General features: G+C 50.0%; 11 protein-coding genes. 4 read left to right on the top strand and 7 right to left on the bottom strand.

Features of this window, described 5'->3' with window-relative positions:
* Positions 1 to 181 precede the first annotated feature (181 nt).
* Positions 182 to 1065, top strand: a protein-coding gene (locus H6F80_RS09400; protein WP_199296470.1) for an IS630 family transposase whose coding sequence is annotated in 2 segments (ribosomal slippage) — positions 182 to 508 and positions 511 to 1065 — 882 coding nt in all. Because the reading frame shifts where the segments join, the coding sequence is not laid out codon by codon here.
* 97 nt (positions 1066 to 1162) lie between these two features.
* On the opposite strand, the gene H6F80_RS09395 is transcribed toward H6F80_RS09400, so the two are convergent.
* From H6F80_RS09395 to H6F80_RS09375, 5 genes are all read right to left on the bottom strand, one after another.
* On the bottom strand, positions 1163 to 1864 hold the full coding sequence (locus H6F80_RS09395) for a hypothetical protein (RefSeq protein WP_190791306.1): 702 nt from the start codon (positions 1862 to 1864) through the stop codon (positions 1163 to 1165).
* 2 nt (positions 1865 to 1866) lie between these two features.
* On the bottom strand, positions 1867 to 2391 hold the full coding sequence (locus tag H6F80_RS09390; protein ID WP_190791305.1) for a hypothetical protein: 525 nt from the start codon (positions 2389 to 2391) through the stop codon (positions 1867 to 1869).
* Between the two features lie 183 nt (positions 2392 to 2574).
* Positions 2575 to 4824: an SF1B family DNA helicase RecD2 gene (gene recD2, locus H6F80_RS09385; RefSeq protein ID WP_190791304.1), complete on the bottom strand. Its 2250-nt coding sequence runs from the start codon at positions 4822 to 4824 to the stop codon at positions 2575 to 2577.
* A 100-nt stretch (positions 4825 to 4924) separates the two neighbouring features.
* The gene (locus H6F80_RS09380) at positions 4925 to 5986 is read right to left on the bottom strand and encodes a ParB/RepB/Spo0J family partition protein (RefSeq protein ID WP_190791303.1); all 1062 of its coding nucleotides are present in this window, start codon (positions 5984 to 5986) and stop codon (positions 4925 to 4927) included.
* A gap of 6 nt (positions 5987 to 5992) precedes the next feature.
* The gene (locus tag H6F80_RS09375) at positions 5993 to 6856 is read right to left on the bottom strand and encodes a ParA family protein (protein WP_190791302.1); all 864 of its coding nucleotides are present in this window, start codon (positions 6854 to 6856) and stop codon (positions 5993 to 5995) included.
* A gap of 206 nt (positions 6857 to 7062) precedes the next feature.
* On the opposite strand from H6F80_RS09375, the gene H6F80_RS09370 reads away from it, so the two are divergent.
* The 3 genes from H6F80_RS09370 (at position 7063) to H6F80_RS09355 (ending at position 9108) form a co-directional block, all read left to right on the top strand.
* A complete protein-coding gene (locus tag H6F80_RS09370) occupies positions 7063 to 7617 on the top strand; it encodes a hypothetical protein (RefSeq protein WP_242067254.1) in 555 nt (184 codons plus the stop codon).
* A 17-nt stretch (positions 7618 to 7634) separates the two neighbouring features.
* Positions 7635 to 8168 carry a hypothetical protein gene (locus H6F80_RS09365; protein WP_190791301.1) on the top strand — a complete coding sequence of 178 codons (534 nt, stop codon included), beginning with the start codon at positions 7635 to 7637 and terminating at the stop codon, positions 8166 to 8168.
* Between the two features lie 232 nt (positions 8169 to 8400).
* Entirely contained in the window at positions 8401 to 9108 is a 708-nt protein-coding gene (locus H6F80_RS09355) for a Uma2 family endonuclease (protein WP_190791299.1), read from the top strand.
* 30 nt (positions 9109 to 9138) lie between these two features.
* Here the strand turns inward: H6F80_RS09355 and H6F80_RS09350 are convergent, their stop codons facing one another.
* Together H6F80_RS09350 and H6F80_RS09345 are read right to left on the bottom strand one after the other, a co-directional pair.
* Complete coding sequence (locus H6F80_RS09350) at positions 9139 to 9897, bottom strand: nucleotidyltransferase domain-containing protein (RefSeq protein ID WP_190791298.1); 759 nt, start codon at positions 9895 to 9897, stop codon at positions 9139 to 9141.
* Positions 9894 to 10841, bottom strand: coding sequence for a nucleotidyltransferase domain-containing protein (locus tag H6F80_RS09345; protein ID WP_242067253.1), 948 nt, complete (start codon positions 10839 to 10841; stop codon positions 9894 to 9896). Before H6F80_RS09345 ends, H6F80_RS09350 begins: the two co-directional genes overlap by 4 nt.
* Between the last annotated feature and the right edge of the window lie 389 nt (positions 10842 to 11230).

Raw genomic sequence — 11230 nt, 5'->3', positions numbered from 1 at the left:
CTGAGCTGCTTCAATTTCTGCCTCTGTTATGCGAGGAGTGGTAGCTTGTCCCTGGACAATGCGACCGTCAGGAAATTAAACAGTGAGTGTTGATTGATGTGAACCCGTGACCGTAAGTATAGCCCTACGGATTTAGGTTAGGACATAGGATGAAGGAAGACCAGCCCGTTAAGAAACTGCCATGCCAGCCCCCTATAGTGACGATATTCGAGAAAAAGCAATTGCCGCGGTAAAGCGAGGAGAGCGAAAAATCGATGTGAGTCGGATGTTTAACATCGGTCGAAACACGCTGGATCTGTGGCTCAAACGAGAGGAACAAACTGGAACCTACCAAGCCACTCAAGGTTATCAGAAGGGTTGCAGACATAAGATCAAAGATTGGGAGCGATTCCGTGAGTTCGTCCGAGAGCATGGCGGCAAAACCCAAGCTGAACTGGCAAAGCGATGGGGGGACAACGTCACACAACAAAATATCAGTGATGCTCTGATCAAGATTGGGGTGAGTCGTAAAAAAAATCCTATGGGTATCGAGAGCGAAACGAGATCAAACGACAAGAGTTCCAAGAACGATTGAAGACAAAGCGAGCCAATCAGGTTGTGTATGTCGATGAAGCTGGCATTGATAACCGAGACGAGTATCCTTATGGGTATTGTGAGGTTGGTCAACGGTTTTATGCACTAAAGTCGGGTAAACGGAGTGAGCGGGTCAGTTGGATTGCTGCCCTGAAAGAGGGAAGCTTATTTGCGCCGATGACCTTTGCGGGTTCTTGCAATCGAGATTTGTTTGAGATGTGGTTGGAAGAGTGCTTGATCCCCCAACTCAAAGTGGGAGATGTAATTGTGATTGACAACGCGAGTTTTCATCACTCTCAAACGATTCAAGAAGTTGTCACAGCCGCAGGATGTGAGATTTGGTATCTGCCTCCCTATTCTCCAGATTTGAATCAAATTGAGCATTGGTGGTTTGTACTAAAAAATTGGATGAGGCAACGATGGAACGACTTTGAGAGCTTCCGTGAGTGCGTCGATGCTGCTTTTGCACAATGTCCTAACGTATATTCGTAAGGCTATAGTAGTTGGCTGTCAGATTTTGCACGCTCTCTTGAACAGCCTAAGTTATCAAGCAGTTGAAGGATTTGGTTTTTAAGGTTTTGCTCATTCATCAGGTTTTTTCTTTGACAAGTCGAACAGTAATGGATACGTCGTTATAAAAACTCCCCTGCTGGCACAGCTCGAATTCTCCGAGCAATAGTGCTAACCAGGCTTTAACAACGGGTAGACCAGTCCCTCTAAGAATTTCTACAAACGATATGCTCTCCTGTTCCTGCGCGTGTTTCTGCATCCAGCTTTGGATCAAGCGAATCCACTCCGACACATTCTCATCATGCGCCACTGCCAAGGCTTGCGCTTTGGTTTGAATCGATTCTTCCTGCGCTTCGACAAATGCCAGCACTTTCTTTTTTTCAACAGGTTGAGCGATCGAGGGGTTGTCTTCTGACTCCGGCTGTTTCTTCCCTTTCGATTGCCGCGTTGGTTTCTTCGTCAGATCGGAGATGTCGAGGTACATAGTTCGCTGTACCAGTCCATCAAGCAAACCTTCTTGAATCGGTGGACCGAGTGGGTCATGCCGTTCTTCCCAGTCGATCAGCAGCAGGTTGGCATAATTCTCATAACGTTCAGCAAGTTGAAGGATTACATCCCCCAGCAGGTGAAGCTGCTGCCAGTCCATTTCTTCCAGCTGTAACTGATCGATCGTCTGCCAGATCTCCTGAAGCTCCACATTTTCAGGGTCAGCTTTTGCTGCCGCTACCAGGAAAGGCAAGGCATTGATTAATGACTTCTCCTGGCTTTCCTCTGGCGGCATGGCTATAGCCCTCGCAGTGGACAGGGATTGATCGGGCACTCCTTGGGGTGCATCAGAATTTCGGGTTCAAATTCTCGAATGCCGTACTTCTCTTGCAGTGTTGCCAGGGTTTCTAGAAGGTACTGCCTGACGTGACGGTTTGCCATGCCGATGCAATGTTTAGGGGGAATGACGGCTAACTTCTGATCCCCCTGCCAAACACTAATTGCGATCGCATGGAGATGAGCATCGGGTCGATCCTCCCGGTACAGGTAGAGCAATGCGACTGGCGGCGTTTTAGGAACGACATCTAATCGTTCAGTGAAAAGCACCTCGCCTACTTGCATGAGTTTTTGAAGCTCTTGCTCCGCAACTCTCTGTCCTCGTCGCTTTGCATTTACGTCCGGACGATTTCGATAATGCGATCGCTTCCGATGGCAGGTCGCAGGATTCCAGCAACCGTCCCCACTTTCCCCATGCTGTTCGATCGCCTGCTCAATACTCAAGCGACTGCATTCCAAGCACTTCAGGTTTAGCGATCTGGGCATAGCCAAGGGGTTTTGGGTAAGGTTGATTACTAGTGTAAGTCGTAGTGTAAGTGAAAGGAAAGTTGGTAGCAAGAGCAGGCTTAGCTTGATAGGAAAAAATACAGCTCCCCCAACTTCTCTCATCAAAAGCCGGTCTAAGGCAAAAATGCTGGGTTCGATCGGATGCGAGGTGGGGTCTGTGGCTCAAAGAGCTGCGGCTGTTTTCAGCCGATGTGCCAGCAGGGTGTAGCGTTGCTGATCTCGAACTTGACTAATTGCTGTTGCGATTGCCTTTTGTCCGCCCACCAGAACGACCAGACGACGGGCACGCGTTAGCCCGGTATAGATTAGGTTGCGCGAGAGCATGATTTGATGCTGCGTGAAGATAGGAAGAATCACAACCGGGTATTCGCTGCCCTGGGATTTGTGAATCGTCGTCGCAAATGCCAGCGTGATTTCATCCAGGTCGGCGTAGTCATAAGTCACCTCCCGCTCTCCAAATCGCGCTAATAATTCCTGCTCCTCAGTGTCGATCGCGCTGATAATCCCCAGGTCGCCATTGAACACCTCGCGGTTGTAGTCATTTTTCAATTGCAGAATGCGATCGCCAACTCTCAGCGTCATGCCTCCCCGCACCAGCTCTGCTCTGCTGGGATGGGGTGGATTGACCAGTTGCTGGAGAACCTGGTTCAGGTTGCGGGTGCCCATCTCGCCCCGACTCATGGGACAAAGCACCTGGACATCGCGGGCTGGGTCAAATCCGAGCTGCGGAATGAGATGCGTCACCATATCTTGAATGCCAGCGACACCATACTCCGGGCTTTCAGCCACAAACCAGAGACAGTCGGATTTGGGCTGGTTGCATACTCGTTCTAGCTGGGGCAGGTCTCCTCCATTAATGCGGTGAGCGTTGGTGACGATTGCAGATTGCTGCGCCTGTCGAAACACCTGAGTGAGTCGGACGACGGGTATAAGTCCAGAAGCAATCAAATCATTGAGGACTGCACCAGGACCGACACTGGGCAACTGATCTGTGTCTCCCACAATCAAAAGATGAGCATTGGGTGCAACTGCCTTAAAAAGCGAATTGGCGAGGAACAAATCCATCATCGAAGCCTCATCCACCACGATCGCTTCAGCGGGGATTGGGTTGCCCTGGTCCCGCTTAAATTTCATTGTTTTGGGGTCGATTTCCAGCAGGCGGTGCAGGGTTTTCGCGTCCTGCCCGGTCATCTCACTGAGCCGCTGAGCCGCTCGTCCGGTGGGAGAAGCAAGCGTGATTGTCTTCCCCATCGCTCTCCAGAGGGCAACGATTGTTTTGCAGGTAAAGGATTTACCCGTACCGGGACCTCCTGTGAGGATCAGCACCCGATGGGAGGCTGCCATGATGACTGCCTGCCGCTGCTGCTGGGACAATTGAAGCTTAGTACTGGCAATAAAGCGATCGATCCAGCGCTCCACGCGCGGCACATCAACCGTGACAGGCTGGCTTAGCAAGTGCTTCACTCGGTTGGCTAAGCCCTGCTCAGTGTGGAAAAACGGCGGAGCATAGCAGAGGAATTGTCCCTGAAAATCAGCCGTTCCGCCCTGCATCATCAGTTCCCCATCCATTGCCATGTCGGTCGTAAGGGCAAGGATATCGCTTGCATCAATGCGATGATCCGGGAGAGCCAATCGTTCGACGGTGCGTTCCACCAGTTCAGATTGAGGCAAGAAACAGTGCCCCTCCTCGGCTGCTTCGCTCAGGATATGCAGCAGTCCGGCGCGATAGCGGAATTCGGAGTTGGGGTGAATGCCAAGATTCCGGGCGATCGCGTCAGCGGTGACAAAGCCGATGCCGTAGACATCAGTCGCAAGCCTGTAAGGATTTGCGGTAACAATTTGAATGGATTCATCGCCATAGTGCTTGTAGATCTTGACCGCATAGGTGGTCGAAACCCCGTGCGTCTGTAGGAACAGCATCACTTCTTTGATCGCCTTTTGCTCGACCCAGGCGGCTTGAATCATCTTGATTCTTTTTTTGGCGATGCCAGGAACTTCGACCAGGCGATCGAGATGGTGTTCGATAATGTCGAGTGTTTGTACTCCAAAGTGAGCAACAATGCGTTTTGCGGTAATGGGTCCAACACCTTTGATCAGTCCGCTGCCCAGATACTTTTCAATACCCGTCAAGGTCGCAGGCTTGGTTTCCTGGTACTGCGTCACCTGGAACTGGGGACCATACTTGGGATGCTCCCGCCAGGTGCCCTGCATTTGCAGCGTTTGCCCAGCCTGAAGGTTAGCGAAACTGCCAACGATCGTAACAAGTTCACTTGTGCGAGGTGCTTTCAGTCGCGCTACGGTGTAGCCTGATTCTGCTGAGTGATAGGTGATTCGTTCGACAACGCCTTGAAGTCGCTCTAGTGTCTGCTGTTTGTCAGGGGCAAGAGACTGCTGTATGGCATCAATTGTCATTTTTAGCTGTAGATAGCTTTTTTCTCTTGAACTCAGCGGTTATGGCTTCCGGTGGTTTTCTTCAGGTAACAATTCCTGAGTCAAATGCCTAATTAAGGTTTCAAATGCCACCCACTAAATATTTGCCAAGTAGCGATTCCTTTTCCTGAAGCAACTGCTTCAGTTCGGCGATCGTCGCTTCTAGTTGTTTCCTTTCCTCCTGAGATAACCCCTGGACAAATCCAGGATCATTCGGAATGAGGCTTTCAACCTGTTGCTTTGTCTTTGTTAGCTTTGATTGAATTTGGGCGACGGACTGGTGCTTAGTAGGTTTATTGGTTTTAACCAAGTTCCTGATTTGGCTGACGCTGAGATCTTCCGTAATCACCTTGTCTAAGAGTTCGCGTCGAGCTTGCTCATCCGTCACCTTTGCCAGTTCAAGAGCTTTTATCTGTCCAATTTGTCCCTTTTGGTACGCTTCCAGAATATCTGGGGGAAGATTGAGAAGACGTAGGCGATTCGCAATAAATGTAATTAGGGAGAGAGTGGGTTCTAACTCCTTGAAGCCCTCCTCAATAGCTTGCTTAATTTCAGGATCAATCGACGCTTTTCCTGCGGCTGCATTGCGATATTGATAGAGTGAAGCGATTACTTCCTCTCTCGTCTTTTTCAACATCAAGGAGAGCAGGTAAATGATCTCATTGGTGTCGTCCAGTTCGTTGAGATTCTGCCGACGATTGTTTTCAGCCCGACACAGCTTTGCAGCGGTCAGGTCATCGACTTCCATAATGTCCGCAGCGATCTCACTCAGCCCTGCTACCAGGGCTGCATCAGTGCGCGTTTCTCCACCAATGATCCAAAGTGAGCCATCGGGTTTCTTCTGAACCCAGATTGTGCCCCGAAAGCCATAATCTCGAATACTGGCTACCAGTGCTCCAAATTTCTGTGGATCGCGTTCGCTCCGTGACTTATAAGAGCGTCGTTGAAGCTCTGAGATTGGAATAGTGGCTTGGGAAATATTTTCTGGTGCAACTCGACTCAGAAGATCCTGTTTTCGCTGCGATAATTCCTGTTCTAGTTCCTGAATCTTCTGGGACATTTCAGCAATCTTTTGATCCTGCTGCTGACCCAATAGAGAACTTGAAAACAACGTGGAAGCACTGGTAGGGGGAGTTCGTCCCATTGCTGCTTATTCTCCTGCAAACTCTTGAATCAAAGTGGAAACGATTGGGGCGAAATCGCCGTTAGCAGCGTGTCCTGGGCGATAGCGAATTAAGGGAGCCACGCCACGATTCGCCGCATTTTCAAACTCTTTGGATTCTCTGACTCCTGTGAAACAGGGAATGCCTTGTTGCTCCAGGACAGGAGCGATCGTTGACGCATAGTATTTCTGGTCAGCGTTAGTCGCAACTTTCATCGGAACGCCCCCCAGAATTTTTGGAGCAGGTTCAAGATCAAGGGATTGCTCTGCATCACGTAGCCAAATTAGCAGACTATCCAGCCCAGCTGCTTTGACGCTCATTGGGAGAGGAAGAAAGATATGAGTTGCGACCGCCATCGCGCAATAGCTCATCAAATCCATTGAGGCTGGTGAGTCCAGAATGATCAGGTCGTAGTCTGGTGGATATTTCTTGAATGCCTTCTTCAGCACGTATTCCTTTGCTGGGCGAAGTGCCAGTTCTACCGAAAGCGAAATCATCGCGTCTCCGCCAGGGCAAATGTCAAATCTACCTCTGGAATGAGGAGTTCCCCAATCAGGCGTAAGAATGGGGTATGAACCGTTAAAGTCTTTGTCAAACAATACGGCAGTTGTCTTATCAGGCGGCTGAATAGGATTTTGCCCACAGAACCGAGCAGCAGATCCATTCGTATCTAGGTCAACCAGCAATACTCGTGCGCCTCTGAGAGCCAGCAGGTATCCCAAGTTCACTGCAAGCGTTGTTTTGCCAATCCCGCCAGCGTTGGCGACGATCCACAAAACGATTTGCCGATTAATTTGAATGCTGCCTTGCTGCCGTCCCGAATTTGTTGCAGGGAGGGAAGAAGTTGCCATCTGTATGTGATTAGGGAGGTAGAATTTTAGGCGTAACGTTACGCCTAACTGTAGCTACTAAGTTTAAGCACAACGTTACGCCTAATGATAGCGTCAAGCGCAACGTTGCGCTTAACATTGACAAAAGTTTTTAGGTGAAATCCTGGCTGGAAGAGTCTAAACTTACAGCTACGCTTAAAGCCTCAGTCAATTACTTTGAATGCCTAATGCAGCGCTCCATTCAGCTTCTTAGTGGCACAGGAGAGATTGTCGCTGGACTACTGTGTAGTATGAGCGATCGCCACTTGGAAGACTTCGAGACAATTTGGAAAGGAATTTTGAGAGCAACAGAGCAGCTAGATAGCTATTGGAGTTGGAACTATAAGCTACGGCAGAGCAAGCAGGATGCTCGTTATGAAGCCTATTCGATTGAGGTAGATAGTCTCACTCAAGGATTGATGTTTCTTGAAACCCAATGGCATCAGTCGCAACTGCCTCAACGTTACCCGCTGATCTATATAGAGGCATTAGCGGCAGCACCTTGGAATCGACGGCAACTGGAAGACCCGCCTTATTTAAGAGGAGTCGGGCGAACATTGCTGCTGTTTGCACGGCAGCGAAGCATGGAGTTGGGGTATGAAGGCAGGGTCGGGCTACACGCTTTGCTGAGTTCAGAAGGATTCTATCGCCGCAATCAGATGCTGGCGTATGGCGCAGATCCAGAAAAAGAAGGCTTGATATACTTTGAGTACGGCGTATTGCGTCGAACGACTTACCCCTGACGCTCTAGGAAAATCTAATGGACGATTCCACCCTTGCCGCACAATATGCTCAGAGCGGTGACCTGATGGACCTATGTAGCAACGAGGCTTGGCTGAGGGATTCCGCCCACGTTGAAGATTCGGAGCAGGCGGAAGCGGGACTGGCGATGAAAGAGTATAGCGAGTCAGTTCAGGCACTCACGGTTGAGCAAATGCAGCAATTACGCCAGCAGGTGAAAGTCCAATCGATTCTTTTCGTTGCTCTGCGGGAGTGGATGGAGTCGTGGGATCTAGGAGCAGGGCTAGAGGCTACTTATACGATCGCTCGCCGCTTGGTTCGTACTCGCCTAGCAGATTTAAATCCGCAGCAACAAGGAGCGATTGAGGAGCTATTGTCAAGAGAAACCATACCGGGAAGTATCAGCAAGGTTACTAGACAGCAGACCGTAGCAATCTTATCTGGGATATTTACACAGGAGGATTGGCAGGCAATGGCAGAAGCCGCATCGCACTCTATCTCATCGCGAGTGCTGAAAGCAGGACAAATACAAACTGAGACAGCAGCAGTGTGAACTTTGGATCTTCCAAGATTCAGGTCTACTATTATCTTGACTCAGATAGATCTAAGACAACTGTTGTCTTAAAGAATGCTCAAAGCTGGAAAGCTTGCTGACGAACATCAAAACACTATTGACGTAGTAATCAACGATCGTCAGCCAGATGCAGTCGATCGCCAAGCAGTGCATTGCTCGATCTGGAATTCGCTAGAGTTAAACCTTGTATCGCGATTTTGAGGTTCGGCAAATGGTGCGTGAACAATTTCCTCAAGCGCAATCGACTCCAGTGCCGGATTGCCCACCTTTGCAAAGCGGCGACCATCTAACGCGCCCGGAATTTGAGCGACGCTATGCCGCAGCCCCTCATATCCGAAAAGCAGAACTGATCGAAGGCATTGTTTACGTAGCATCCCCTTTAAGGCACGAGCAGCATGGCAAACCCCACAGTCGCATCATCACCTGGCTCGGTGTCTATCAGGCAATGACTCCTGGCATTGACCTGAGCGATGCGCCAACTGTGAGGCTCGATCTTGATAATGAACCGCAGCCTGATGCAGTACTGTTTATTGAGACAGCGGCAGGGGGGCAAACTCGAATCAGCAGTGACGGCTATATTGAGGGAGCGCCCGAACTTATTGTCGAGATTGCAGCCAGCAGTGCTGCTATCGATACGGGCATTAAAAAGCAGGTGTATCGGCGCAACGGGGTGTTGGAGTACATCGTTTGGCAGTCCTACGAGAACCAACTCGAATGGTTTGTTCTCACGGAGGGAGAGTATCAACGGCTCCCCGCAGATTCAGTGGGGAGTATCCGCAGTCAGGCGTTTCCAGGATTGTGGTTAGCCGTGTCAGCCCTTCTAAGCAATCAGATGGCACAGGTGCTGGAGACGCTACAAAGGGGATTGCAGTCGCCGGAACATCGGAAATTTGTAGAGCGACTGGAAAAAGCGAAATAATGTCTTTCAGTTTCTGTCCCTACATTACAACTATCCAAATGCCAGCCGTATACGCACTAATAAATTATTCAACGCTGTTTTTGTAGAGGGAGCTTCCGGCAAATGACTGCGATCGCTCTCTGCTTTCAAAGTTTCTACCAGCCGCTGATACTCCTGCTGGTGGAACGCCAGATCGGCTTGACTCAGAAGTGCTTTTTCGCTGCTGCTCAGCTTTCGGGCAATCAGATCGGCAAGGTAAGGAAGCTGAAACTTCTCATTCAACTTCACCAAATTTGCCTCAATCTCGCCTGTTTGCATCAGGTGAATGCCTGTCAGCAGAACACGATAGAGATAAAGTAGCGGTTTGACACGGTGGGGTGTTTCCTTCTCAAATAGCCGCCACTGCGTTTGAGCAAACCCCAGGTAGTGATGGCTGTGATGGCGCGTGATGCAGCCTTGGGCGATCGCCTTCAGTTCCTCATGCTCTGCGATAGCGTAGACAACGTGCGGCGAGTAAAGCTGCTCCAGGACATAGCCGTTTCGCTTTAATAGCAACCCACAAAACTTCTTGAGGTCATGGGTGACGAGATCAAGCTGTAATCCGTCTTGAAGCTGCGAGACCTCGATCGTTTCCTGTCCCATATCCAGTCCAATTACCTGCTTGAGCGGCAGAATGTGAACGCCTCGCAGATCATAATCAGAGTCGGGCGAGGGAAAGCCGTAGAGGTGTGCGCCGCTAATTGTGGCAAATAGAAGCGGATAGGGTTGTTGTGTCGCGGTAGTAAGCAGTTGGGCTGGGAGTGAGTTCATGGTTCAGCGGCAGCCATGCTGCGACGTGCTTCAATCAAAAAGGCATTTGCCTTCTCGTAGTTTGGACGTTCGGGAAGTTTCGTGTTGGCAAAGGCGCGATCGAACGTTTGATGCAGCTGAAGCCGCCATTCGTTGACTGCATCCCACGACATCTCCTGATGCCGGATGGCTAAAAGCTGCGATCGATAGTCTTCAACCTGCACCGGCACAAACCCTTCTTTGAGTACAGTGATGCCAGAGAGCAAGAGACGAATCAGGTGCATTGCGTGCTTCCAGCGAATCTCGCCTTTGCTGCGGAGATCCTGCTCCATCTTCTTGAACTGCGACAGCACATAGCTGTTATAGGTCTGATACACCAACTGTGACAGGAAAATTGCCCGGATCTGCAACAGTTCTGTCGCGATCGAGGTTGCTGTTTCAACCAGGGGCGTGTAGAGGCATTCCAGCACATTTGGATTTGCCTTCAGTGCCAGGATCAAAAACTTTTGGAGTTCCCAGTAGCATTCCTGGGTGGCAGCGTTTTCTAGCTGCTCTGGAATGCCGTAAAGTGACCAATGCAAGGTGGCAGGGGGTAAATAAATTCCCCGACGATCGATGTCCGAGGCTTCGTTGTCTAGCCCATACGCCCTGGAACCGACGATACAACGATAAATGACAGCATTGTACAGGTTATAGTCGTTCAGCACTGCCTCAGAAGTCTGTAATCCCTCATTCTGGTAGTGTTTGCGGATGCTGAACTCATGCCGTCGCAAATTGACAGTAGACCCATCCGTCAGTTGAATTTGATAGGCGTGGGAGTTATCGGTGGGGGATTTGACGATCGCGCCTACTGCTCCCCGCAGACAGACGAGTTTTCCGGTCGAGGTTTTAACCTCCACACGGGCGACGACCTGCGTCCCCACAGGCAAGATCAGATTGTAGGCAGGAGTCCCCTTTTGCATCATGCTGCCTTTCTAGTAAATGATGTTTGTAGTATATTGTAGTATGTCGTTTGGAAACAAACTCATCAGGCAAATAATGCTTCCTGCATCAATATGCCCATTTACTAATCAAAACTGCGTTGCTTGCCTGTGTTACGCAGTGGCGGATTGCTGCGATCACCAAAGCAGTTCATTCAGTACAGGCAATCCTGGTGCGCTAGTGGACTGTGCGAAGTGGGCTGGTGATTGACTGTAGAACTACAGGTGTCTGCGTGCAGATAAGTCGCAAGGAATTGCCAAAGGGTTTGTATGCCTCATATCACTGTCAAGAATCTCAGCAAGACTTTCTTTGTGTCTCAGCGAGCCTCGGGTCCTTGGGGTTCAGTCCGAGGCTTAATGCAGCGACAAACAAA

The organism is Leptolyngbya sp. FACHB-711 (assembly GCF_014695615.1).
Taxonomy (GTDB): Bacteria; Cyanobacteriota; Cyanobacteriia; order Elainellales; family Elainellaceae; genus Leptolyngbya_A.
This window is presented reverse-complemented; position numbering and strand designations above follow the sequence as displayed.